This window comes from Streptomyces sp. NPDC042002 (assembly GCF_055588305.1).
Genome location: NZ_JBVJCT010000056.1, coordinates 13777 through 37292, shown reverse-complemented (window position 1 = coordinate 37292; position 23516 = coordinate 13777). Strand labels below are relative to the sequence as shown.

Sequence of the window (23516 nt, the reverse complement as noted above, 5' to 3'; positions counted from 1 at the left end):
GGCGTGCAGAGAATTAACTTGCGGGTTTTGAGACTTGACCTCGCAGGTCAGCGTGCCACTCGCCTACATGTTGTTCTTCTGCACGCCCTTAGGGCCGTCACGGACTTACAGAAGGCGTTGGACCAGCCGGTGGCCGCGTCGCCGTCCAGCGTCGCGGCCGGCGATGCGTCCGGGCAGCCCGAGTAACTAGCGTCCGGAGAAGGGTAGTCGGGGGCTGCCGGGCGATCGGGCGGGAACGGTGCAGCGGTGCTCCGGGGGCGCGAAGTCCCACAACTTCGGCTTTTCGAAGGCCAGTTCATGGGTCATGTCGGTCCGGCCGCCGACGCTGACCGTGATGGCCGTGCGAGCGGCGGTCCGGCCGTCGGGGCCGACGATCCGTGAGACCACCTGGATGTCGGCCGGGGCGCCACTCTCGTCGACGACGGTGGTCAGGGCCCGGACGACCGCCCGCTCCCCGTCGAACTCCACCGATCCGTTTGCCGGCGAAGGCGGACGGCCGGGCGAAGGCGGTGTGGTACCAGCCCGGGCCACCGGGGAAGAACCCGGCGCCCCTGGTGGTGCCGTACTCCGTGGTCGGGGACCGTCGGCCGGGCGTCGGCTGCGCCGGTGAGTGCGCCGGCGGCGGGTACGGCCGTTCCTCATCAGTGCCCATAAATCATCACAACTGATCGCGAGCAAACAGATTCTGGCGGAGGAACACACGGAGGCGTCGAGGGTCGAGCGGTCACTTCCGTACCGCGAGCCGCATCGGCTGAAAACGCACCGTACGAATGGCTGTCCGGGCCCTCCGCGTTCGGGGGTACGCGGGACGCCCAGCCACTAGGCTGGAACCCGGACGACGCGCTTGTTCACGGTGAGTGTGCACAAGGGAAAGTGGCGATGATGAGCCCGGTCCACCCTCTCGACGATGGCGCCACCGCACGGGCGGTCATCGACGGGAACGGCACCCTGATCCGCTGGAGCGAGGGCGCCCACCGGCTCCTGGGATACGCGCCCGAGGAGATCGAGGGCCGCCCGGCCACGGATCTCCTGGCGCCCGCGGGCACCGCCCCGCCTCTCGGGTCCACCGGCGACCGCTGGAACGGGGTGCTCGCCCTGCGTCACCGCGACGGCCGCGTCCTGTCCGTGTGGCTGCTCGCCCACCGCCTGGAGCGGAGCGGCGACTGGCTCCTGCTCACCCCGCCGGCCGGCCGGGAGCCCCGCGGCATGGACGGCCCGCTGATCCGCGCGGTCCTCGCCCAGGCGCCCTGCGCGATGGCCGTCTACGACGAGCGGCTGCGGCTGTACGGCCTCAATGACGCGATGTCCGAGGTGACCGGCCTCCCCGAGGACCGGATCCGGGGCCTGCGGGTCTCCGAGATCGGCGACCGGCGGGCCGGCGAGCAGCTGGAGCGCGCGATGGCCGAGGTCCTCGCCTCCGGCCGGGGGCGTGATGTGGAGACGTACGCGCGCAGCGGCGGCGAGGAGCGGGCGCACCACTGGCTCGCGCGGATCGCCCCGCTGACCGACACCCATGGGCGGGTGCTCGGCGTGTGTGTGGCCGCGCACGACTTCACCGAGCAGTTCCGGGCCCGCAAGCGGCTCCAACTGGTCAACGAGGCCAGCGTGCGCATCGGCAGCACCCTCGACGTCACCCGCACGGCCCAGGAACTGGCCGACGTGTGCGTCCCCGCCCTCGCCGACTTCGTCAGCGTCGATCTGCTGGACCCCCCGGAGAACGGCGGCGAGTACCGCGTCGAACCGCCGACCGCCCCGATCATGCTCCGTCGCGCCGCCCACCGGTCGCTGCGCGAGGGCATTCCGGTCGTCGAACCCGGCGACATCGACGTCTATCCCGCGTCCTCCCCGCAGGCCGACTCCCTGATCGCCGGCCGGCCGCTCGTCGCACCGAACGCGGCCGGCACGCTGGAGGAGTGGCTGAGCTGGGACGGTCTGCGCGGCAAGCGCGTCCAGGAGTACGGCATCCACGCCACCATGTCGGTGCCCATCCGGGCCCGCGGCCGGACCCTCGGGGTCGCCGTCCTCAGCCGGTTCCGGCGGCCCGAACCCTTCACCGCCGACGACGTGCTGCTCGCCGAGGAGGTCACGGCCAGAGCCGCCGTCTGCATCGACAACGCCCGCCGCTTCTCCCGCGAGCGCCAGACCGCGCTGGCCCTGCAGCGCAGCCTGCTTCCCCAGTCCCTCCCCCGGACGGCGGCCCTGGAGGCGGCCTCGCGCTATCTGCCCGCCGCGCGCGCCGGAGTGGGGGGCGACTGGTTCGACGTGATCCCGCTGTCCGGGATGCGGGTCGCCATGGTCGTCGGCGACGTCATCGGCAACGGCATCCAGGCCTCGGCGACGATGGGCCGGCTGCGCACCGCCGTCCGCACCCTGGCCGACATCGACCTGGCCCCTGACGAGCTGCTCACCCACCTCGACGACCTCGTCGTACGGCTGTCCACCGAGGCCGGGGCCGAGGGGACCACCGGGGAGGTCGGCGCCACGTGCGTCTACGCGGTGTACGACCCGGTCTCCCGGCGCTGCACCCTCGCCAGCGCGGGCCATCCGGCCCCCTTCGTGCTGCCGCCGGAAGGCCCGCCCCGGCAGATCGACGTGCCGCCCGGTCCCGCGCTCGGTCTGGGCGGGCTGCCTTTCGAGTCCGTCGAGCTCGACCTGCCGGAGGGCACGGTGCTCGCGCTGTACACCGACGGCCTGCTCGAGAGCCGCGAACGGGACCTCGACACCGGACTCCGGCTGTTCTGCCGGGCGCTGGAGGAGTCGTCGCAGTCCCTGGAGGGGGCGGCCCACGCGATCCTCCAGGCGCTGCTTCCCGCGGGCGGCGCGCCGGACGACGTGGCCCTGCTGCTCGCCCGTACCCACGGCCTCGCCCCTTCCGACGTCACGACCTGGGACATTCCCGCCGACCCCGCGCTCGTCGCGCCGATCCGCAAGCAGGTCGCCGACAGGCTGGAGGTCTGGGGGCTGACCATGGCCACGTTCACGGCCGAGCTCGTGGTGAGCGAACTGGTCACCAACGCCATCCGCTACGGCGAGCCGCCGATCCGGCTGCGGCTCATCCACGACGCCGAGACCCTGATCTGCGAGGTCTCGGACAGCAGCCACACCGCGCCGCATCTGCGCCGGGCGAAGACCTTCGACGAGGGCGGACGCGGGCTGCTCCTCGTCGCCCAGCTCACCCAGCGCTGGGGCAGCCGGCACACCCCGGACGGCAAGACCATCTGGGCGGAGCTGTCGCTGCTCGGCGAGGAGTGAGGGCCGTTCGGAGGTGACGTGCGGGGCGGGTCGGCGACACGGGGGCAGGGCGTACGCGGGCGGGCGGCGGGGTGTCTGATGTGATGGAGGGCGCCGTCATCACCGCCCGGAGGACCCGATCCTGAACAGCCCGCTCGTCCAAACCGTCTCCGGCACGTCCGGCACCGCCCTCGCCGATGCGCTCTCCGCAGGGCCGGGCACCCATGTCGCCGCGCGCCTCGCCGCGCCGCTCGCCGCGGCTCTCGGCGGTCCGTTCGCCGAGGCACTGTCCGTCGTCCTGCTCGCGGCCGTCCTCGTCTGCGCGGTGGTGCGGCCGTTCAACTGGCCCGAGGCGGTGGTGGCCGTGCCCGCCGCGGGTCTCGTCCTGGCCACGGGGGCGATCTCCTGGGAGCACGTCCGCGCGGAGGCCGCCCACCTGGGTCCGGTGATCGGCTTCCTGGCCGCGGTCCTCGTCCTGGCCAAGTTCTGCGACGACGAGGGGCTCTTCCAGGCGTGCGGCGCGTGGATGGCCCGCTGGGCCGCGGGACAGCCCGGCCGTCTGCTGACCGCGGTGTTCGCGCTCGCCTCGGCGATCACCGCGGTGCTCAGCCTGGACGCCACCATCGTGCTGCTCACCCCTGTCGTGTTCGCGACGGCCGCGCGGATGGGGGCCCGCCCGAAGCCGCATGTGTACGCGTGCACCCACCTGTCGAACACCGCCTCGCTGCTCCTGCCGGTCTCCAACCTGACCAACCTGCTCGCGTTCACCGCCAGCGGTCTGAGCTTCACCCGGTTCGCCGCGCTGATGGTGCTGCCCTGGCTGGTCGCGATCGGCGCCGAGTACGTGGTCTTTGGGCGCTTCTTCGCCCGTGACCTCGCGGCGGGCGCGCTCCCCCGGCGATCCGAGGAACCGCCGGACCTGCCGCTCTTCGCGCTGATCACCGTGGGCTGCACCCTGGCCGGTTTCGTCCTCGCCTCGGCGGTCGGCATCGACCCGGCCTGGTCCGCCGCCGCGGGGGCGCTCGTCCTGGCCACCCGCGCCCTCGTCCGCCACCGCACCACCCCGCTCACGGTGGTGCGCGCCGCCGCGCCGTCCTTCCTCGCCTTCGTCCTCGCGCTCGGCATCGTCGTCCGCGCGGTGGTCGACAACGGTCTCGCCGACGCCCTCGACAACCTCCTCCCGGAGGGCGGCTCGCTGTCGGCGCTGCTCGGCATCGCCGCCATCGCCGCCGTGCTGGCCAACCTGATCAACAACCTGCCCGCGGTCCTCGTCCTGCTGCCGCTGGCCGCCGACTCGGGCGCGGGCGCGGTGCTCGCCGTGCTGCTCGGCGTCAACATCGGGCCCAACCTGACGTACGCCGGTTCCCTGGCGACGCTGCTGTGGCGACGTATCGTGCATCAGCACGAACACGGCGTCGACCTCAAGGAGTTCACCCGGCTGGGCCTGATCGCCGTGCCCGCGGCACTGGTCCCCGCCGTACTGGCGCTGTGGTTCTCGCTCCACGTCATCGGAGGCTGATGGGCATGCGGGTGGTCGTCTGGCTGGTCGAGGGAACATGGCCCGCGTGCGTGGACGCCGTACGGACGCACGCTCCGGGTGCGACGGACGTGGCGCTGCTCCATGTCGCGGACCCCGGGGTGCCCGGTCTCGCGCACGGCGCCTTCGCGGGGCTCCTCGGCCGCGGACGCTCCGAGCCCGATCCGGGCGACCTCCTGGAAACCCTCGGTACGACCTCCGCCGCCGAGCTCCTCGACGCGGCGGCCGAGCGGCTCGGGGCCCCGGCGACGCGGCTGGAACGCACCGGCCGCGTCGAGCGGGAGGTGGTCGCCGCGGCCGAGGGGGCCGGTCTGCTCGTGCTGGCCCGCGACGGCGACCGCAGCCGGCTGGGCCCGCACAGTCTGGGACCGGCCGGTCGTTTCGTCGTCGACCACGCGCCCTGCCCGGTGCTGCTCGTCTGGCCCGAACCCGCACCGGACGTCACGACGTTGCCGCCCCCACCCCCGCATCCCCCACGCCCCTAGCACCGGCCCGCGTCCCGGCCCGCGGAACAATGGCCGGAGAACGCCCCCGCCGGAGACGGCACTTGACGTAGTCGGGCATGCACGGTTTGATCCTGGCGTGCCGTGGTGCGACCCGGCACGCAGAGGTACGCCCAGCCGGTAACGGACCAGGTTCAAGTCCGGCCAAAGTCGCCAGGATCGCTCGCAGCGTCCGAGGCGGGGACGTGCTCGCGATTGATGGAGCGGACATGCCCCCCGTCAAACGTGTTCTCCGCGCGGGAGTTCTGGGCACAGCCACGGCCCTGGCCGGCCTTCTGACGCTCGCGGGCTGCGATGCGGGCAAGGACACGAGCGCCTCGCCCAAGAGCCCGAGCGCACCGTCCAAGGCCCCGGCCGCGTCGCCGAAGCCCTCAGGGACCACGGCCGACCCCTCGGCGCCCGTCGAGGCGGAGTCCACCTCACCGAAACCGACGCCCCGGCCCGGCCCGACGCCGACCGCCGTGAAACTCCCCCCGCTGCACGCGGGTTTCGACTACCAGATCGGCGGCGCCTACCGCCCGGCCGCCGGTGTGCGCATCGTCAGCCGCGACCGCTCGTCGTCCCCGGCGCCCGGCCTGTACAACATCTGCTACGTCAACGCCTTCCAGGCCCAGCCCGAGGAACGCGGCCAGTGGCCCGCCGACCTGCTGCTGCGGGACGCGCACGGCAAGGTCGTCGTCGACCAGGACTGGAACGAGGCGCTGCTCGACATCCGCACGGCCGCCAAGCGCGAGCGGGTGGCCGCGCGCGTCGACCGGTGGATCGACGACTGCGCCAAAAAGGGATTCGACGCGATCGAGCCGGACAACTACGACAGCTACACCCGCTCCCGGAAGCTGCTGACCCCGGACGACGCCACCGCGTTCATCACCCTGCTGTCGCGGCACGCGCACACCCGGCATCTGGCCATCGCGCAGAAGAACACCGTCGAACTGGCGGGGCTCAGGTCGCGGACCGGGCTCGACTTCGCGGTGGCGGAGGAGTGCGGCGAGTACGACGAGTGCGGTGAGTACGCGAAGGCGTTCCACGACCGGGTGGTCGTCATCGAGTACACCGACAGCGGTCTGCGCAAGGCCCGTTCGGCCTTCGGTGACCGGCTGAGCATCGTGCGCCGGGACGTCATGGTCTCGACACCCGGCAGCGCGGACTACGTCCGCAAGACCCGCTGACGGGGGCCGGGATGACACGCGCGATCGCGCGGCGCCGGCTGCTCCTGGGCGCGGCGGCGGCCGGGGCCCTCGCCGGCTGCGGCGGCCCCTCGGACGGCGTCGGCGCCGACGGCAGGGTGACCGTCGAGCTGTGGCACGGACAGAACGACACGGCCAGGAAGGTCGTGGAAGCGATGGTGGGCGAGTTCAACCGCACGCATCCGCGCATCCGCGTGGACGCTTCGGGCGGCGGGGTGCTGGCCGACGCGATGCTCCAGAAGGTGACGGCCGCGCTCGCCGCCGGCTCGTACCCCGACATCGCCTACATCTTCGGCTCGGACCTGGCGAGCGTCGCGCGCAGCCCCCGGGTCGTCGACCTGACCTCCGCGCTGCGCGAGGGCACCCCGCCCTGGAACTCCTTCTGGGCGCCGGTACGGGACGCGGTCACCGTCAACGGCAAGGTGCGCGCCGCCCCCGCGGTGCTCGACTCGCTGGCCGTCGTCTACAACAAGAAGCTGTTCCGGCGGGCCGGGATCCCCTACCCGAAGCCGGGCTGGAGCTGGGACGAGTTCGTCGACACCGCTCGGAAGCTCACCGATTCCGGGCGCGGGGTGTTCGGCACGGGCTGGCCCGGCACGGGCGACGAGGACACCGTCTGGCGGCTGTGGCCGATGATCTGGGACCTCGGCGGCGAGGTGGTCGCCGCCGACGGCAAGGGCATCGGCTTCGCCGAGCAGGGCACCCGGGCGCTCGGGACCCTCGCCCGGCTGGCTCACGACAAGAGCGTGTACGTCGACCCGAAACCCGGCAGCGAGCAGATGTACCAGGTCTTCCTGGGCGGCCGGATGGCGATGGTGGCCACCGGGCCCTGGGAGCTGCCGGACATCATCACCGCGAAGATCGACTACGACGTCGTCCCGCTGCCGACCTACCACGGCAGGCCGATCACCATCTCCGGACCGGACACCTGGACCGTGTTCGACAACGGTTCCGCCCGTTCCCGGGCCGCCGTCGAGTTCGTGAGCTGGATGATCCAGCCGGCCCAGGACGCGCGCTGGGGCATCTCGGAGGGCAGCCTCCCGCTCAGTTCGGCCACCGCCCGGCGGCCGGAGTGGCGCGAGCACTCCGCGACGACCACGGGACTCGACGTGTTCACCGAGACGCTGACCTCCGCCCGGGTCCGGCCCGTGCACGCGGCCTACCCGCAGATCTCCCAGGCTCTCGGCGAGGCGATCGTCTCGGTCCTGCTGGGCAAGGACTCCCCCGCCCACGCCATCCGCCGGTGCGCCGACACGGCCGACGCGGCCCTGCTCATCCCCCGGTGACCTCGACTTCAGACGTTCCCAGCTGACTTCCAGCTGAAGGAGGCCGTCATGTCCACCCTTCCCCGCGCCCTCACGCTCGCACCCGGCGCCGCGCTGAACCCGGCCGCCGCGCGCCGCGCCGCCCGCCGCCGTACCCGTCGCGAGACGGCCACCGCCTGGGCGTTCATCAGCCCGGCGGTCGTCGTGATCCTCGGTCTGAGCATCGTGCCCGTCGTCTGGTCGCTGCTGCTGTCCTTCCGCGCCGACGACCTGGTCACCCCGGGCCGCTGGGTCGGCCTCGACAACTACCGGGCACTGTTCCAGGACCCCAACTTCCGTACGGCCGTGGGCAATACGCTGCTGTACACCGCCCTGTACGTGCCGCTCAGCCTGGTCGGCGGGCTGGCGCTCGCCCTGGCGCTGAACCGCCGCATCCGGTTCATCGGCCTGTACCGCACGCTCGTCTTCGTTCCGTTCGTGGTGTCGGCGACCGCGCAGGGCGTGCTGTTCTCGTTCATCCTCGACCCGGAGTTCGGCGTCGCGAACTCCCTGCTGCACGAGCTCGGGCTCTCCCCGCAGGGTTTTCTGACCGACCCGGACCAGGCGATCTATCTGCTGGTGCTGATCTCGCTGTGGAGCGGCGTCGGCTTCTGTGTCGTCGTGTATCTGGCCGCGCTCCAGGACGTCCCGCCCGAACTCGTGGAAGCCGCGCGGATCGACGGGGCGGGCCGCTGGCGGGTGCTGCGCCACATCATCCTGCCGACCCTCACCCCGGTCACCGTGTTCCTGCTGCTGTGGCAGCTGATCACGGCGCTCCAGGTGTTCGACCTCATCTACGTGACGACGAAGGGCGGGCCGCTCGGATCGACGGGCGTGGTCGTCTACTTCGTCTGGCAGCAGGCGTTCCAGATGTTCACCGCGGGCTACGGGGCCGCGGCGGCGTACGTCCTCGCCCTCGCCCTGCTGGTGGCGGGCGGGGCGCTGCACCTCGTACGGCGCCGGCAGGAACGTATCGAAGGAGCGGTCCGATGAGTTCACCCGCCACCTCCCGCAGGCCGAGCGGCTGGCATCTGCTGCTGGCGCCGCTGACCCTGTGCTTCGCTCTGCCTTTGGTGTGGCTGGCGCTCAGTTCGGTGATGTCCAACGCGGAGATCAACCGGTTCCCGCCCGCGCTGTGGCCCAAGGGGATCGACCTGGGCGGCTACCGGTATGTGCTCGGGAACGCGATGTTCCCCCGCTGGTTCGCCAATTCACTGATCGTGGCGGGCGTGGCGGTCCTGTCGAATCTGCTGCTGGGCGCGCTCGGCGGCTACGCCTTCGCGCGGATGCGCTTCGCCGGGTCGCGGGCGCTGCTCGGGCTGATGCTGGCGACGATGGTGATCCCCTTCCAGCTCACGATGATCCCGACCTTCCTGGTGATGAAGGAAATGGGTCTCATCGACACGCTCGGCGCGCTGATCGTGCCGTCGCTCGTCACCCCGTTCGCGGTGTTCCTGTTCCGGCAGTTCTTCCTCGCGCTGCCCAGGGAGATGGAGGAGGCGGCCTGGATCGACGGGTGTTCGCGGCTGCGGGTGCTGTTCTCGATCGTGCTGCCGCTGGCCAGGCCGGCGCTGGCCACGGTCGCGGTGCTGACGTTCCTCAGTACCTGGAACGACCTGTCCTGGCCGCTCATCGCGATCAACCACGACACCCAGTACACGCTGCAACTCGGTCTGACGACGTTCCAGGGACAGCACCACACGCAGTGGTCGGCGGTGATGGCGGGCAATGTGATCACCGTGCTGCCCGTCCTGGTCGCGTTCCTGCTCGCGCAGAAGACCTTTGTCCAGTCGCTGACTTCGAGCGGTCTGAAGGGCTAGGCCACCATGAAATCCTTCGATCTCCTGGTCGTCGGCGACGCCAATCCGGATGTCGTGGTCGGCCCGCTGCGCGGCCCCCTGCGGTTCGGGCAGCGCGAACAGCTCGTCGAGCACGCCGGGTTGGTGCTGGGCGGCTCGGCGGCGATCATGGCGTGCGGGGCGGCGCGGCTCGGACTGCGGGTCGCGTTCGCGGGCAGGGTCGGGGACGATCCCGCGGGCGCCTTCGTACGCGCGGCGCTCGCCGGGCGCGGCGTCGACGTCGGCTTCCTGGTCACGGACCCGGTCCTGCCCACGCCGCTCACGACGGTTGTCACGGCCGGGGACGGGGACCGGGCCATCCTCACGGCGCCGGGCTGTCTCACGGCGACGGGTCCCGAGGACGTGCCGCGGGAGTTGACCGCGGACGCCCGGCATGTGCACGCGGCCTCGTTCTTCCTGATGCCCCGTCTGGCGCGTTCGCTGGCCGAGGTGTTCGCCCGGGCGCGGGAGGCCGGCGCGACGACGTCGCTCGACACCAATGACGATCCCGCGGGGCGCTGGGACCACGAACTCCTGGACCCGGTACTGAAGTTCACGGACTTCCTGCTGCCCAACGCGGCGGAGGCGTCCGCGCTGTCCGGCGAGCCCGAACTCGCCGCGGCCGCCGCCTTCCTGGCCGGCCGGGGACCGACGGTCGTCGTCAAGGACGGCGCGAACGGCGCCCTCGCCTGCGCGGGGACAGAGGTGTCGCGTGTGCCGGCCGTGCCCGTCGACCCCGTGGACACCGTCGGCGCGGGCGACAGCTTCGACGCCGGATTCGTCGCCGCGACCCTGCGCGGTCTTGACCTGCGCTCGGCGCTCACGGTGGCCGCCGCCTGCGGTTCGCTGTCGACGCGGGCGCACGGCGGTACGGCGGCACAGCCCACCTGGGACGAGGCCCGCGCCGCGGCCCGCGCGGACAGCCCGGGCATTCCTCCCGGCGCGAACGCCCCGAACACCGCTAAAGGCACGGGCACTTCGGAGACCCCCCGCACCCGCGACACCAGGAGCTGTTCATGAACGACGTCACCCCCGCGAAGATCGCCTTCATCGGAGCCGGGAGTGTGGTGTTCACCCAGGGCCTGCTGGCCGACCTGTTCAGCTTCCCCGAACTCGCCCACGCCCGGATCGCGTTGCACGACATCGACCCGGAGCGGCTGGCCACGGCGGAGGGCGCCGCCCGGTACATCGCCGGTGTACGCGGCGCCAAGCCCACGATCACCGCGCATCTCGACCGCCGAGCGGCGCTGGCGGACGCCGACTTCGTCATCAACATCATCCAGGTCGGCATGGACGGGGCGACCCGCACCGACTTCGGCATCCCCGCCCGCTACGGACTGCGCCAGACCATCGGCGACACGCTCGGCATCGGCGGCATCTTCCGCGCCCTGCGCACCTTCCCGGTGCTCCGCGCGCTCGCCTCCGACATGACCGAACTCTGCCCGGACGCCCTGCTGTTGAACTACACCAACCCCATGGCGATGAACGTCCTCTATCTGAGCCGCGTCGCCCCGGCCCTGCGCGTCACCGGCCTGTGCCACTCGGTGTACTGGACGATGCACGACCTCGCCCAGCTCGTCGGCGTCCCCTTCGAGGAGGTCACGTATCTGGCCGCCGGGGTCAACCACCAGGCGTGGGTACTGCGTTTCGAGCGCGCGGGCCAGGACCTCTACCCCCTCCTGGACGAGGCCATCGCCAAGGACCCCGGACTGCTGCGCCGGGTCCGCGTGGACATGTACCGGCGTCTCGGCCACTACCCCACCGAGACGAGCGAGCACTCCTCGGAGTACGTGCCGTGGTATCTCCACCACGACAGCGAGATCGAGCGGCTCAGGCTGCCGGTGGGCGCCTATCTGGAGATCATCGAGGAGAACGCGGCGAGCTACCGGCGCACCCGCGAGGCCCTCGCCTCCGGGGCACCCCTTCCCGTCGAGGGCACTTTGGAGTACGCCCCGCAGATCATCCACAGCACGCTCACCGGCACCCCGCGCACGATCTACGGCAATGTGCCCAACCGGGGCTTGATCGACAACCTCCCGGCGGACTGTGTCGTCGAAGTCCCCTGCCTGACCGACGCGTTGGGGGTGCAGCCGACCCGTGTCGGCGCGCTGCCGCCGCAGTGCGCGGCGCTGAACAGCGCGTACGTCGCCGTCAACGACCTGGTGGTGCGCGCCGCCACCGATCACGAGCCACGCCACATCCGGCACGCCGCGATGGCCGACCCCGCGACGGCCGCCGCCCTCCCCGTCGAGCGCATCTGGGACCTGTGCGACGACCTCGTACGGGCCCACGGAGATCTGCTCCAGCCCGAGCTGAGGGTACTGCTGGGCCACTGAGCCGGGGAGGCCTCGGGCGGGTGCCGAAGTCCGGCGGAGCCGCCGTTCCCCGGCACCCGTCCCCAGGCTCGGGACGGGTGTCCGTTCATCGTCACCCCTAGAGGGTGAGGCCGGAGGGGGCCGGCTGTCGCAGGCTGGGTGGTGAGTGGCTGCGGTCGCAGCCCATGCAACGGAGGTTCCGCCATGGCAACCACCCAGCATCACACCCACTCCAAGACCGCCCTGACGGCAGCCGGCGGCTTGATGATCTTCGCCTCGGTGATGCTGTTCGTCGCCGGCGTCCTGGACATCCTGCGGGGCGTCATGGCGATCGCCCAGGACGATGTCTTCGTCACCAGCCAGAACTACGTCTTCAAGTTCGACCTGACGAGTTGGGGCTGGATCCACCTGGCGCTCGGCGCGGTCGCCGTGGTCGTGAGCCTCGGCCTGTTCGCGGCGGCCACCTGGGCACGCGTGATCGGCGTGGGCATCGCGGCGCTGCTGATCATCGCCAACTTCCTCGACATCCCGTACTACCCCGTCTGGTCGCTGACGCTGATAGCCCTGTACGGATTCGTCATCTGGGCGCTCTGCGTGGCACGGCCGGACACGGACACCGAATAGCCCGGACGGCACGCACGGGTCCGCGGCTCACAGGAGGTGCAGGTCGCGGGCCCGTCGTACGGCCTCGCCCCGGCGGGTCGCGGCGAGCTTGCGGTAGACGCTCTTGAGGTGGGTCTTGACCGTGTTGACCGACAGATGCAGGTCGGCGGCGATCTCGTCCCTCGACATCATCTGCGACAGGCGTTCCAGCACCTCCTGTTCGCGCTCGCTGAGCGGTTCGATCACCGGCGCGTGATCCGGCCGCGGGGCGGGCCCGGTGCCCCGGAGCGCGGCCATCGCCGGGAGCCACTCATGGCCCTGGGCCAGTACGGGCCGGCGTCGCACGAACGACCGGAGCCAGGGTCCGGCCTCCACGAACGGCCGCCGCAGATGTTCCGGCCTGGCCAGCCGCAGGGCCCGTGCCACCAGCCGCTGTGCGGTGGAGTCGTCGCCCAGCGCGTCCGCGGTCTGCGCCCGTACCAGCAGCAGCCGGACGGCGATGCCCGGCCCGTCGTCCAGCTCGGTGGGGATCGCGTCGAGCAGGGCGCGTGCCGTCTCCCCGTCACCGGTCGCGAGCCGGGCACGGGCGGCGACCGCCGTGGCCTCCGGCCCGGTGGTGCCCTCCTCCGCGAGTACGTCCAACGCGGCGAGTGGATCGCCCAGGGCCAGATGCGCGGTGGACATGGCCAGTGCGGCCCGGCCGCCGACCCACGGCGAGGGCTCGACGCCGTGCGGGGGCCGCCTCAGCTCCTGCAGGACGCGCAGGGCCTCCTTCGGATGCCCCTTGGCCAGCAGGATCCGGGAGCGCAGGAGAGCGAGGCCCGCCGTCGCGACGGGATCGTGCGAGGCCGTGCTGGAGGCGGTCGCCTGGTCCAGGTGTGTCTGCGCCGCGGCCAGATCGTCACGGTCGACGGCGACCGCCGCCAGGACGAGCTGGGCGACCCCCGTCCGGGCGGCGGGCGGCAGCCCGGAGCGCTCCGCCTCGGCGACCGCCGCCCGGGCGTGCGACTCCGCGCGGCCCGGCCGGCCGCACAGGAAGTCGATCAGGGCGAGCCGGCTGAGCGATTCGTGCCGGGGGTACGCGGTGGACGGCCCGTCGTCCACCTGCGCGGCGGCGGACAGCGAGGCCCGGGCGTCGTCGAACCGCCCCGCCCACAGCTGTGCCGAGCCCAGGTCCGTGAGCATCAGGGCCGACAGCTCCGGGTGCTGTTCCAGCCGCTCGGCCGGGAGGAACAACTCCGCCGCCCTCATGTCCTCGGCCGCCGCCTCCGCCCGCTCGGCCGAGCCGGTCAGCCGGGCCGTGAACACCCTCAGCAGCGCGTGGCTCAACCGCAGGGCCGCCGTGTCGGCGCCCTCGTCGGTCAGGTTCTCGCCGGCCCGGCGCAGAAAGTCGAGGCTCCGGTCGACATCGTGCCGGACCAGCTCACGGGCGGCGCGCACCAGGCACGCGGCCGGACCGGCGGCATCCGCGGGCATGGCGGCGAAGAGTCCGTCGAGGCGCTCGGCGTCGAGTCCGGTCAGCAGCTGTCCGATGGCCAGCTCGTCGATGAAGCGGCCCGCCGCGAGCTCCCATTCACCCGCCCCCGCCGCATGCGGCAGTGCCTCCGCGAGCAGGCCCGCGTCGCTCAGCCAGCGGGCGGCCCGCCGGTGCAGCTCGGGTTCCACACCCGGATGGCGTACGCGCAGATGGACCCGCAGGATCTCCGCGAACAAGGGGTGCAGCCGGTACCACGAGTGGCCGATGGCCTCGACGAACGCGTTGGCGTGCTGCAGCCCGGCCAGGATGGGTTCCGCGTCGTCCCGGCCGGTCAGCGCGTTGGCCAGTTCCGGGTGGATCTGTTCGAGGATGCTCGACCGCAGCAGCAGGTCCTGCGTTTCGTCCGACTGCGCTTCCAGCACCTCGGCCAGCAGGAAGTCGGCGAGCGTGCTCTGCCCCGCCTCGAAGTTCTTGATGAACGTGTCCGGATCGTCCACGTGCTGCGCCGCGAGGATGCACAGCCGCAGCCCGGCCGCCCAGCCTCCGGTCCACTCCGTCAGCGACCGCGCGCCGTCGTCCGACAGCCGGATGTCGTGGCGGCTCAGCAGGGCGGCCGTCTCGGCCGGGACGAACGCCAGGTCGGCGCCCCTGACCTCGGCGACCGCTCCGGCGGCGCGATAGCGGTGCAGCGGCAGCTGCGGCTCCGTACGGCTGACGATCACCAGGCGCAGACCGCCGCCCGCGTGCCGCAGGACGAACTGGAGCTCGTCCGCGACCTCTGCCGAGGCTCCCACCCGGTCGAACTCGTCGAGCACCAGGATCACCGGATCCGCGCGCTCGCTCAGCCAGGCCGCGAGCCGGGTCAGCAGGGAGTGGTCCACGTCGCCGGGGCTGGAGGGGCTGCCGATGTCGTCCGGAACCGCCGCTCCGTGCCGCCGCAGGGATTCCAGGACGTACGTCCAGAAGATGCCGGGGCCGGTGTCCTCGTGCTCCACGGTCAGCCAGGCCACGTCACCCGGATGGTCCATCGTGGAGATCCAGTGGGCGACCAGGAGTGTCTTTCCCGCGCCCGCGGGCCCGTTCACCAGCGTCAGCGGGCCCTGGACGCCCTCGGCCAGACGTCCGACCAGACGCGGCCTGCGTACGAAGGTCTCCGTCAGGTCCGGGACGGTGAACCGGACGGCGAGCAGGGGGTCACCACCTGGGGTCAGCAGCCCGGCCATGGGGTTCTGCCTCCGCGATCTCTCGGCTGCGGCGACGCGTTCGATCCGATGTGGTCCGGGTCCACAGCTCCCTCCCCGGCGTAGCCCCCGCACACTGATCGTCACCCGCTGTACCGAAAGTCGCAAGGCAGGCTCCGGTCGCCCGCGGCGGGTGAGGCGGGGGACGCCGTCTTCGGGTCTGATGGGGGCAGAGCAGGGGCCGGACGCCACTGTTCGACGCACCAGCGTCGCGGGCCGACTCGATGAGGTGGTTACCGGTGAAGCACTGGCGCGCCCTGATGGTGCTCGGCACGGCCCAGTTCCTGATGGTCCTGGACACCTCCGTCATGAACGTGTCCATCAGCCAGCTGGTCGAGGACTTCGACACCGAGGTCACCGCCATCCAGGCCGTCATCACGCTCTACGCGCTGGTCATGGCGGCCTTCATGGCCACCGGCGGGCGGCTCGGCGACATCCTCGGACGCCGTCGCATGTTCATCGTCGGACTGATGGTCTACGGCCTCGGGTCGGCCCTGACCGCCGTGGCTCCCACTCTGTGGGTGCTCACGCTCGGCTGGTCGGTGATCGAGGGGCTCGGCGCCGCCATGGTGCTGCCGGCCATGGCGGCCCTCGTGGCGGAGGCCTACACGGGACGGGACCGGGCCGTCGCCTACGGCGTCATCGGCGGGCTCGCCGGCGCGGGCATCGCGGTCGGACCGCTGCTGGGGGGCTGGGTGACGACGTACCTCACGTGGCGTCTGGTCTTCGCGGGTGAGGTCGTGGTCGTCATCGCGATGCTCCTCTGCCGCCGGGCGATCTCCGAATCGCCCCGGCCCGAGCCCCGCCCCCGGCTGGACGGCGTGGGCGCCGCCCTGTCGGCGGCCGGACTGGGCCTCGGCGTGCTCGGTGTCCTCCAGAGCAGTTCCTGGGGTTGGGTGCAGCCCCGCAACCCGCCCTTCACCGTCTTCGGCTTCGCTCCGACGCTGTTCGTCGTCGCCGCCGGGGTGCTCGTGCTGGCCGCCTTCGCCAAGTGGGAGCGCCGCAGGGAGGCGCACGGCACCGACCCCCTCATCCATCTCTCGCTGCTGCGCAGACTGCCGCTGCGCTCCGGGCTGCTGACGCTGGTCAGCCAGAACCTCATCCTGCTGGGGCTGTTCTTCGCCATCCCGCTGTACCTCCAGGTGGTGCAGGGCTTCGACGCGTTCCAGACGGGACTGCGGCTGCTCCCGGTGTCCGTCACCATGCTGGCGGCCTCCGTACTGGCGTCCAGGCTGGGGCGGGTGATGGGGCCGCGCCGGGTCGTCAGACTGGCCCTTCTGACCCTGCTCGGAGCCATCGCGTGGCTGCTGGCCACCATCGACCCGGTCATCGACGACGTCCAGTTCGCCGGAGCCATGGCCCTGCTGGGCGTCGGCATGGGCCTGCTCGCCTCGCAGTTGGGCAACGTGGTGCAGTCCACCGTCGGCGAGGAGGAGCGCAGCGAGGTCGGCGGGCTCCAGTTCACCGCCCAGAATCTGGGCTCCGCGCTCGGTACCGCGCTCATCGGATCGATCCTCATCGGCGCCCTGGCCCAGGCCTTCAGCACCCAGGTGGCGAAGAATCCGGACGTGTCGCAGGAGGCACGGCAGCAGACCGGCGTCGCGCTCGAAGCGGGCATCAGTTTCGTGCCGACCGACGAGGTGCGTTCGGCGGCCGAACAGGCCGGGCTGCCGCCGGCCGAGGTCGCCGCCGTCACGGACTCCTACGCGACGGCCCAGCTGAACGGCCTGAAGGCGGCGATCCTCGCGGCCGGCGGCATCACGCTCGCCAGCTTCCTGGTCACGACGCATCTGCCGACCGGCGCGGGCCGGAAGAAGAGGTCCCCCGGCACCGGCTCCCCGGCCGGCTCCCTCGAACAGGCGTGAACGCCGGAGGCGGCGCCCCGGACCCAGGTTCACCTTTTGCGGGTGAGGGCGGGCGACGCGGTGCGCCGGATGATCGTAGGGAAGGGCCGTCCGCCTGCCCCAGGCCGCTCGCCGGGGGGAGCCCCACATGCAGTACGAGATCCGTGTCGAGGGACATCTGTCGGAGACGCTTTCCGAGGCGTTCCCGGAGATGGATCACGTGCTGATCTCCGGCCAGACCATCCTGTTCGGCCCGGTCGTCGACGAGGCACATCTGTACGGGCTGCTGGCCCGCTGCCGGTCGCTGGGGCTGCGTGTCGTGGAGATGCGCCAACTGCCGGAGCAGCAGCCATGAGGACGCCGAGGGCGCGGCCATGAGGATCACCCGTCGGGGGTGACCCGCGAGAGGCCGGCACACGGGACTCTGGAGGCCGGGAATCCACCCACCGTCCCGTCGGCGGTCCGGCAGTGGCCCGCTCGACCGCGTGAGGAGGAACCATGACCGAATCGCATGGTTCGGCACCGCCCACCGGACCGGACCCCTGGCACAAAGGCTCGGCTTCCGGGCCTCCGGGTGACCCCACGGTGCTGCTGGACCGAGTCGGCGCCTCCTGGACCTGGCTCCTCGGCTCGGCCGTCGCGACACTGGTCCCTGGCATCCTGGTCCTGGTCTGGCCGGAGGAGACCCTGCACATCCTGGCGGTTCTCCTCGGCCTCTATCTGCTCGTGATCGGCCTGTTCCGTTTCGTGTCGGTCTTCGGCCACCGGGAGCAGGGCAGCCGGTTCGCCGCCCTGCTGATCTCGGTGCTCTACGTGCTGGCCGGCGTCCTGTGTCTGCGGAACCCCATGCAGACCATCGCCGCGCTGTCCCTGATCCTCGGCGTCGTCTGGCTCGTGTCCGGTGTGCTGACGGCGTACACGGCCCTTGCCGGCAAGGATCTGCCGCACCGCGGCTTCGTGCTGTGCGGGGCGGCGATCGGCATCATCGCGGGCATCGTCGTACTGGCCCTGCCGACCGAGTCGGCCCGTGCCCTGACCCGCCTGCTCGGCCTGTGGATGGTGCTGATCGGTCTGGTCGAACTGGCCGTGGCCTTCGCCTGGCGGGCCGCCCTGCGCAGGGCGGTCTCGGCCGGGCCACGTGACCCGGCCTCGCCTTATTGAGGTGGGGCGAGGCCGAGACGGAGGAGGCCGCGCACGCCCGGCTGTACGCACACAGCCGCCCGAGATTCCTTGAGTTGTGCGGAAGGCCGGGCATACTCGTGACTCCCCTGCCTGGGCGCCGGCCGGATCATCCGGCCGGCGCCTCGACGCGCACCCGAATCCGTGGGCCGGCCGATGAGCAGGCACGTACGGAGCGGACGTAACAAAGAGCATGCCGACATTCCTGGCCAGCAGGCACGACGACCGCGTACCGGTGGACAGCGCGGTGGCACCGCCGAGGCTCATCGAGCGGCTGCGGCGGCACCGGCGGGCGCTGTTCGTCGTGGCCGTGCTCCTGCTGCTGGCCCAGATGGCCGTGGCCATGGTCAGTACGGCCGTGGAGCAGACGCCGACGATCGACGAGCCCGTGTACGTGGGCACGGCGACCGTCTACGTCCAGCAGCACGACCTGACGTACAACCCCGAGCATCCGCCGCTGGGCAAACTGATCATCGGGAGCGGGCTGCTGTTCGCGCACCCGCACCTCGACCCCGCGTTCAAGGGCGACCAGTCGGAGCTCGGGCGGCATCTGCTGTACGAGTCCGGCAACGATCCCTGGCGGGTGATGTTCTGGGCACGGTTGCCGGTGATCGTCCTGACGCTGTTGTTCGGTCTGGTCGTCCTCGCGTTCGCCCGTGAACTCGCGGGGCGTGTGGGCGCGTTGGTGGCCCTCGCGCTCTACGCGTTCTCGCCGGACGTGATCGCGCACGGTTCGCTGGCCACGCTCGACGTGCCGGCGTCGGGTTTCCTGCTGACGTCGGTGTGGCTGGTGTGGCGGGCCAGGCGGCGGCCCTTCCTGTACCTGCCGCTCTCCGCCGTGGCGCTCGGCGCGGCGGTGGCGACGAAGATGAGCATGCTCCCGGCCGTCCCGGTGCTGCTGCTCCTCGCGGTCGTGTCCGTGTGGCACGCGGGCCGCCCCGCCCCCGCCACGGCGCCGTGGAACGACACGCGGGCGAAGGCCCGGCTGCTCGGACTCGGTGCGGCGGCCGCGGCCGGGATGGTTCTCGTGGCTGTCGCCGTGGTGTGGGCGACGTATCTGGCCGTCGATCCCCGGCTGCGCTGGACGGCGCCGGCGGACCTGCCGGCCGTGCACGGGCTGCGCGCGCTGCTCATCGACCACCTGCCCCTGCCGCGGCCGTACCGGGACGGGATGCGGGTCCAGTTCGGCTTCGAGCACGCGACCTGGCAGGGCTTCCTCTTCGGCCGTCTCTACCGGGGTTCCCTCTGGTACTACCTGCCGGCCGCGCTGCTGGTGAAGACCCCGCTCGGCATGACGGCGCTCTGGACGGCCGGTTCGGTCGCCCTGCTCGCCGTGCGCCGGCTGCGGCCCGCCGCCCCGTACCTCCTGGTCCCTCCGGCGCTGCTGCTGGCTTCGGCGATGACCGGATCGCGCGATCTCGGCGTGCGCTACGCCCTGTTCATGCCGGTGTTCCTCGCGGTCGCGGCGGGCTGTGCCGTCGTCCCGCGCCGGCGCTGGGCCGGGTGGGCGGGAATCGTGACGGCCGCGCTGGTCCTGTTCGTCGCCGTCAGTTCGCTGCTGACGTACCCGTACTACCTGCCGTACTCGAACGAGGCGTTCGGCGGCCCGGAGAAGACCTATCTGCGGCTGCACGACTCGAACGTCGACTGGGGCCAGGACCTCGGCCGGCTCGCCGACCGGCTGGCGGGGCACTACCCGCACCAGAAGGTGTGGCTCGTGTACAAGGGCGCCGGTGTGCCGTCCGCCTACGGCATCGACGCGGCCGATCCGCGCACGGTGCCCGCGGACCGGGTGCACGGGCTGCTCGTCGTGTCCGACACCTCGATCGACAAGGCGGACGCCCGGCTGAAGGCTCTGCTCGCCACGAGCCGGCGGGTCGACGAGGTCGGCCACTCGATCACCGTCTTCCGGAGGCCGTGATCCGACCCGGCGTGACGTCACCGGTCGGGAGTCACGCGACCCGCCCTCACTCGTACGGTGTGACGCAACCCGCCGTCACTGGTCCGGCGTGAGCAGGTCCAGCACCCGCTCCCAGCGGAAATCCCTTCGCCCGCCGCCTTGTCGGGCCTCTCCGGGGTACGGGTCACCGAAGCGGACGCCCATCCCGCGCAGCCGCTCGACACTCGCGCGGTAGGCGGGGTGGGCCGCCAACGCCTCGTTCACACAGGGCAGTACGGCGATCGGGACGCCAAGTCCGCAGGCCTCGCACAGCGTTCCGAGGGCGAGGGTGTCGGATATGCCGGCCGCCCACTTGTTGACGGTGTTGAAGGTGGCCGGCGCGAGGGCCACCGCGTCCGGTGCGGGGAAGGGACGCGGGTCGCCGGGGGTCCGCCAGGCGGAGCGGATCGGGCGGCCGGTCCGCTCCTCGACCGCCGCCGCGTCGAAGAAGCCGAGGCCCTGGGGTGTGGCGATGACGCCGGCCTCCCAGCCCCGCTGCTGCGCCGCGGTGATCAACGTGCCGATGTCCTCGGCGATGCCCGCCGCGCAGACGACGACGTAGAGGAAGGGCTTCTCGGTGGGTTCGCTCACGTGGAAACCCTCATGAGGATCCGCTCGGGCAACCGGAGGGGGAGGTCTTCCCACGTTCCGGTTCCGGACGCGGCCCGAGGATCCGGTCCGTACGCACAAGGTGACCTTCAGGGTGTATCCGGCCGGGCTCGTGAGCGCGGCGGGCCGGCCCGCCGCGCTGGGCGACCGCCTGTTCCTCCTCGTGGAGGGCGCCCTGGTCACGGCGGGCGTCACCCGGAGCACCGGGCCCGCCGCTCAGGCGCGCGGCCGCCCAACTCATCTCGGTGGTAGGACAGTTGGGCCGGACTTCAGCTGGCGTGCTCCGTCACCGTGATGGCGCCGACCGGGCAGGCCCGTACCGCCTCCCCGAGCATCGGGTCACCACCGCCGTCCGCGCGGCCCGGCAGCAACGCGCTGAATCCGTCGTCGTCCTGGGTGAAGACGCCCGGGGCGGCGAGGGCGCACTGACCCGCGCCGATGCAGACGTCCTTGTCGATCTCGATGCCGATGCTCATACCCGCGAACTCCTTACCAGGTCACGGGGAGTTCCAGCATCCCCTGGATCGTGTCTCCGGGCTTGAACGCGATGGCGTCGGCGGGCGCGGCGAGCCGCAGGCCGGGAAACCGGTCGAAGAGCGACAGCAGCGCGATCTCCATCTCGGCCCGGGCGAGATTCTGGCCGAGGCACTGGTGGATGCCGAAGCCGAACGCGACATGGTGCCGGGCCGAGCGGCGCCAGTCGAGGGCGTCGGGTTCGGGGAAGGTGTGCTCGTCACGGTTGATGACGGAGGTGGAGAAGACGACGCCCTCGTCGGCGCGGATCGTCGTCCCGGCCACCTCGATGTCCTCGGTCGCGACCCGCAGCAGCCCGTCCGCGATGGACAGGAACCGCAGCAACTCCTCGACGGCGGCGGGCATCAGGGCGGGTTCCGCCCGCAGTTCGGCGAGCCGTCCCGGATGCCGGAGCAGGGTGAAGGTGCCCAGCGAGATCATGTTCGCCGTCGTCTCGTGCCCGGCGACGAGCAGGATGGTCGCCAGCGAGATCAGCTCCTGCCGGTCCGCCCTTCCTTCGCGCAGCTGATCGTGGATGAGCTCGTCGAGCAGTCCGTCCCCGGGATCCTTCTGCTTGCGGTCGATCAACGAGCCGAAGTAGGCGTCCAGTTGGTTACGGGCGTCCTCGGTGTCGGCGGCGGCCGGGCCGCGCAGCAGCCGGCGGGACTGCGCCTCGAAGAAGTCGTGGTCACCGTAGGGAACGCCGAGGAGGGCGCAGATCACCATGGAGGGCACGGGCAGCGCGAAGTCGTTCACCAGCTCGGCCGGCGGGCCCTGTTCGGCCATGCGGTCGAGCAGCCGGTCGACGGTCTCCTGGATGCCCGGCCGCAGGGCACCGATCCGCTTGAGGGTGAAACTCGGTACCAGCATGCGGCGTTGGGCGTGGTGCTCGGGGTCGTCGACGCCGAGCAGCGCGATCCGGCGGTTGCGCGTCGCCGCGAACCGCTCGGTGATCGCCGGGAACGCCGGGAGCGTGCGGTCCGAGGACAGCCGCGGGTCGGTGAGGAGTTCACGGGCGACGGCGTGACCGGTGACCACCCAGACTCCACGCCCGTCGAACAGGGAGATCCGCGAGAGCGGACGCCCCTCACGCAGCGGCGCGTAGTCGGCGGGCGGGTGGTAGGGGCATGTGCGGTCCCGCGGAAAGGCGACCGGTGGAGAGAGGTGGGTTGCGGAGGGTTGGGTCAGGGGGGTTTCTGTCATGAGTGGCCTCACAAGCGACGGTTCCCTCTTGCCGATCTTCATTAGATGCCCCAGGCACCTATGCGGCCACGCGAAGTTCGGCCAGATGAGCGGGTCGCGCGATCTGGCCGAAGCACGGTGGGCCAGGTTCCGGTTTCCGCCGGTTTCCCGCCGCGTCGGCGACCCGCCCGCGCCGTCATGGCTCGAACTCCTCCAGAACACCTTCCGAAAATCGGTTGCGCGGGCGCGGCCGGTGGCCCGAACATCGGCCCATGTTCACGATCGAAGCCTTCCTGCCGCCGACCTCCGCCGCCGTTCGTCCGGTGCGGGTCCAGCAGCGGCCCGGCCGCCCGCGGAGGCCCGAGCTTCCCCGGTCGTGACCGCCGCGCTCGTCGCGGGGCTTCTCGCGGGTTATGGCATCGCCATGCCCGTCGGAGCGGTCGCGACCTACCTCGTCTCCCTCACCGCTCGGACATCTCTGCGGATCGGCGCCTCGGCCGCGCTGGGCGTCGCGACGGCCGACGGACTGTACGCCCTCGTCGCCGCCCTCGGCGGTACGGCGCTCGCGGCCGGACTCCAGCCGGTACTCCTCCCGCTGCGCCGGGCCTCCGCGCTGGTCCTCGCCGCGCTGGCGGTCCGCGGTGCGATCGGCGCGGTCCGCCGGTACCGCGAGCGGCGGCTCGCCGAACGGACCGGACAGGATCCCCCGCACCCGGCCCGCGCCTACCTGGCACTGCTGGGGATCACCCTGCTCAACCCCGCCACGGTCGTCTACTTCGCCGCGCTGGTGCTCGGCAGCCGTACGGCAGAGGCGGTACGTCCGCTGGAGCAGGGGGTGTTCGTCCTCGCCGCGTTCGCCGCGTCCGCGAGCTGGCAGCTCCTGATCGCCGGGGGCGGCGCACTGCTCGGCCGGACCCTGACGGGGCACCGGGGACGACTGGTGACGGGGCTCGCGTCGAGCGGCGTCATCATGCTGCTGGCCGTACGCGTGCTCGTGGCCCCGCCATGAGATCC

General features: G+C 72.0%; 20 protein-coding genes. 15 read left to right on the top strand and 5 right to left on the bottom strand.

Annotated features, from left to right (window positions below; genetic code table 11):
* Positions 1–186: 186 nt before the first annotated feature.
* The gene (locus tag ACZ6KY_RS39885) at positions 187–468 is read right to left on the bottom strand and encodes a hypothetical protein (protein ID WP_469315156.1); all 282 of its coding nucleotides are present in this window, start codon (positions 466–468) and stop codon (positions 187–189) included.
* A gap of 414 nt (positions 469–882) precedes the next feature.
* Between ACZ6KY_RS39885 and ACZ6KY_RS39880 the strand changes: the two genes are divergently transcribed.
* The 10 genes from ACZ6KY_RS39880 (at position 883) to ACZ6KY_RS39835 (ending at position 12539) form a co-directional block, all read left to right on the top strand.
* Positions 883–3252: a SpoIIE family protein phosphatase gene (locus ACZ6KY_RS39880; RefSeq protein WP_469315158.1), complete on the top strand. Its 2370-nt coding sequence runs from the start codon at positions 883–885 to the stop codon at positions 3250–3252.
* 265 nt (positions 3253–3517) lie between these two features.
* A complete protein-coding gene (locus ACZ6KY_RS39875; RefSeq protein WP_469315157.1) occupies positions 3518–4750 on the top strand; it encodes an arsenic transporter in 1233 nt (410 codons plus the stop codon).
* A gap of 5 nt (positions 4751–4755) precedes the next feature.
* A complete protein-coding gene (locus tag ACZ6KY_RS39870; protein ID WP_469315155.1) occupies positions 4756–5253 on the top strand; it encodes a universal stress protein in 498 nt (165 codons plus the stop codon).
* A gap of 227 nt (positions 5254–5480) precedes the next feature.
* Positions 5481–6440, top strand: coding sequence for an endo alpha-1,4 polygalactosaminidase (locus tag ACZ6KY_RS39865; RefSeq protein ID WP_469315154.1), 960 nt, complete (start codon positions 5481–5483; stop codon positions 6438–6440).
* A gap of 11 nt (positions 6441–6451) precedes the next feature.
* Positions 6452–7744 (top strand): ABC transporter substrate-binding protein, encoded by a 1293-nt coding sequence (locus tag ACZ6KY_RS39860; RefSeq protein WP_469315153.1) that lies wholly within the window; start codon positions 6452–6454, stop codon positions 7742–7744.
* 48 nt (positions 7745–7792) lie between these two features.
* A complete protein-coding gene (locus ACZ6KY_RS39855) occupies positions 7793–8755 on the top strand; it encodes a carbohydrate ABC transporter permease (RefSeq protein WP_469315152.1) in 963 nt (320 codons plus the stop codon).
* Positions 8752–9582 carry a carbohydrate ABC transporter permease gene (locus tag ACZ6KY_RS39850; RefSeq protein ID WP_469315151.1) on the top strand — a complete coding sequence of 277 codons (831 nt, stop codon included), beginning with the start codon at positions 8752–8754 and terminating at the stop codon, positions 9580–9582. The genes ACZ6KY_RS39855 and ACZ6KY_RS39850 overlap by 4 nt, the downstream gene beginning before the upstream one ends.
* 6 nt (positions 9583–9588) lie before the next feature.
* Entirely contained in the window at positions 9589–10620 is a 1032-nt protein-coding gene (locus tag ACZ6KY_RS39845; RefSeq protein WP_469315150.1) for a carbohydrate kinase family protein, read from the top strand.
* Positions 10617–11936: an alpha-galactosidase gene (melA, locus tag ACZ6KY_RS39840; protein WP_469315149.1), complete on the top strand. Its 1320-nt coding sequence runs from the start codon at positions 10617–10619 to the stop codon at positions 11934–11936. The genes ACZ6KY_RS39845 and melA overlap by 4 nt, the downstream gene beginning before the upstream one ends.
* 183 nt (positions 11937–12119) lie before the next feature.
* Positions 12120–12539: a DUF7144 family membrane protein gene (locus ACZ6KY_RS39835; RefSeq protein WP_469315148.1), complete on the top strand. Its 420-nt coding sequence runs from the start codon at positions 12120–12122 to the stop codon at positions 12537–12539.
* Between the two features lie 27 nt (positions 12540–12566).
* Here ACZ6KY_RS39835 and ACZ6KY_RS39830 read toward each other — a convergent pair whose 3' ends face one another.
* Positions 12567–15218: a winged helix-turn-helix domain-containing protein gene (locus ACZ6KY_RS39830; RefSeq protein ID WP_469315147.1), complete on the bottom strand. Its 2652-nt coding sequence runs from the start codon at positions 15216–15218 to the stop codon at positions 12567–12569.
* A 257-nt stretch (positions 15219–15475) separates the two neighbouring features.
* Here ACZ6KY_RS39830 and ACZ6KY_RS39825 point away from each other — a divergent pair, with 257 nt between their 5' ends.
* The 4 genes from ACZ6KY_RS39825 (at position 15476) to ACZ6KY_RS39810 (ending at position 20180) form a co-directional block, all read left to right on the top strand.
* The gene (locus tag ACZ6KY_RS39825; protein WP_469315146.1) at positions 15476–17101 is read left to right on the top strand and encodes an MFS transporter; all 1626 of its coding nucleotides are present in this window, start codon (positions 15476–15478) and stop codon (positions 17099–17101) included.
* A 127-nt stretch (positions 17102–17228) separates the two neighbouring features.
* A complete protein-coding gene (locus ACZ6KY_RS39820) occupies positions 17229–17435 on the top strand; it encodes a hypothetical protein (protein ID WP_469315145.1) in 207 nt (68 codons plus the stop codon).
* Between the two features lie 143 nt (positions 17436–17578).
* A complete protein-coding gene (locus ACZ6KY_RS39815; protein ID WP_469315144.1) occupies positions 17579–18241 on the top strand; it encodes an HdeD family acid-resistance protein in 663 nt (220 codons plus the stop codon).
* A gap of 211 nt (positions 18242–18452) precedes the next feature.
* Entirely contained in the window at positions 18453–20180 is a 1728-nt protein-coding gene (locus ACZ6KY_RS39810; RefSeq protein ID WP_469315143.1) for an ArnT family glycosyltransferase, read from the top strand.
* 75 nt (positions 20181–20255) lie between these two features.
* On the opposite strand, the gene ACZ6KY_RS39805 is transcribed toward ACZ6KY_RS39810, so the two are convergent.
* The 3 genes from ACZ6KY_RS39805 to ACZ6KY_RS39795 form a co-directional block, all read right to left on the bottom strand.
* Positions 20256–20789, bottom strand: coding sequence for a flavoprotein (locus ACZ6KY_RS39805; RefSeq protein WP_469315142.1), 534 nt, complete (start codon positions 20787–20789; stop codon positions 20256–20258).
* A 287-nt stretch (positions 20790–21076) separates the two neighbouring features.
* Positions 21077–21283: a ferredoxin gene (locus ACZ6KY_RS39800; RefSeq protein ID WP_469315141.1), complete on the bottom strand. Its 207-nt coding sequence runs from the start codon at positions 21281–21283 to the stop codon at positions 21077–21079.
* Positions 21284–21296: 13 nt separating this feature from the next.
* Positions 21297–22523 carry a cytochrome P450 gene (locus tag ACZ6KY_RS39795; RefSeq protein ID WP_469315140.1) on the bottom strand — a complete coding sequence of 409 codons (1227 nt, stop codon included), beginning with the start codon at positions 22521–22523 and terminating at the stop codon, positions 21297–21299.
* Positions 22524–22878: 355 nt separating this feature from the next.
* Here ACZ6KY_RS39795 and ACZ6KY_RS39790 point away from each other — a divergent pair, with 355 nt between their 5' ends.
* Entirely contained in the window at positions 22879–23511 is a 633-nt protein-coding gene (locus ACZ6KY_RS39790) for a LysE family transporter (RefSeq protein ID WP_469315139.1), read from the top strand.
* The last annotated feature ends 5 nt before the right edge of the window (positions 23512–23516 follow it).

What these genes read in the sequence shown, in the direction of transcription:
- ACZ6KY_RS39880 (WP_469315158.1), top strand. Translation starts at nt 883, where the DNA reads ATGAGCCCGGTCCACCCTCTCGACGATGGCGCCACCGCACGGGCGGTC.
- ACZ6KY_RS39870 (WP_469315155.1), top strand. Translation starts at nt 4,756, where the DNA reads ATGCGGGTGGTCGTCTGGCTGGTCGAGGGAACATGGCCCGCGTGCGTG.
- ACZ6KY_RS39865 (WP_469315154.1), top strand. Translation starts at nt 5,481, where the DNA reads ATGCCCCCCGTCAAACGTGTTCTCCGCGCGGGAGTTCTGGGCACAGCC.
- ACZ6KY_RS39860 (WP_469315153.1), top strand. Translation starts at nt 6,452, where the DNA reads ATGACACGCGCGATCGCGCGGCGCCGGCTGCTCCTGGGCGCGGCGGCG.
- ACZ6KY_RS39855 (WP_469315152.1), top strand. Translation starts at nt 7,793, where the DNA reads ATGTCCACCCTTCCCCGCGCCCTCACGCTCGCACCCGGCGCCGCGCTG.
- ACZ6KY_RS39850 (WP_469315151.1), top strand. Translation starts at nt 8,752, where the DNA reads ATGAGTTCACCCGCCACCTCCCGCAGGCCGAGCGGCTGGCATCTGCTG.
- ACZ6KY_RS39845 (WP_469315150.1), top strand. Translation starts at nt 9,589, where the DNA reads ATGAAATCCTTCGATCTCCTGGTCGTCGGCGACGCCAATCCGGATGTC.
- melA (WP_469315149.1), top strand. Translation starts at nt 10,617, where the DNA reads ATGAACGACGTCACCCCCGCGAAGATCGCCTTCATCGGAGCCGGGAGT.
- ACZ6KY_RS39835 (WP_469315148.1), top strand. Translation starts at nt 12,120, where the DNA reads ATGGCAACCACCCAGCATCACACCCACTCCAAGACCGCCCTGACGGCA.
- ACZ6KY_RS39830 (WP_469315147.1), bottom strand. Translation starts at nt 15,218, where the DNA reads ATGGCCGGGCTGCTGACCCCAGGTGGTGACCCCCTGCTCGCCGTCCGG.
- ACZ6KY_RS39820 (WP_469315145.1), top strand. Translation starts at nt 17,229, where the DNA reads ATGCAGTACGAGATCCGTGTCGAGGGACATCTGTCGGAGACGCTTTCC.
- ACZ6KY_RS39815 (WP_469315144.1), top strand. Translation starts at nt 17,579, where the DNA reads ATGACCGAATCGCATGGTTCGGCACCGCCCACCGGACCGGACCCCTGG.
- ACZ6KY_RS39810 (WP_469315143.1), top strand. Translation starts at nt 18,453, where the DNA reads ATGCCGACATTCCTGGCCAGCAGGCACGACGACCGCGTACCGGTGGAC.
- ACZ6KY_RS39800 (WP_469315141.1), bottom strand. Translation starts at nt 21,283, where the DNA reads ATGAGCATCGGCATCGAGATCGACAAGGACGTCTGCATCGGCGCGGGT.
- ACZ6KY_RS39795 (WP_469315140.1), bottom strand. Translation starts at nt 22,523, where the DNA reads ATGACAGAAACCCCCCTGACCCAACCCTCCGCAACCCACCTCTCTCCA.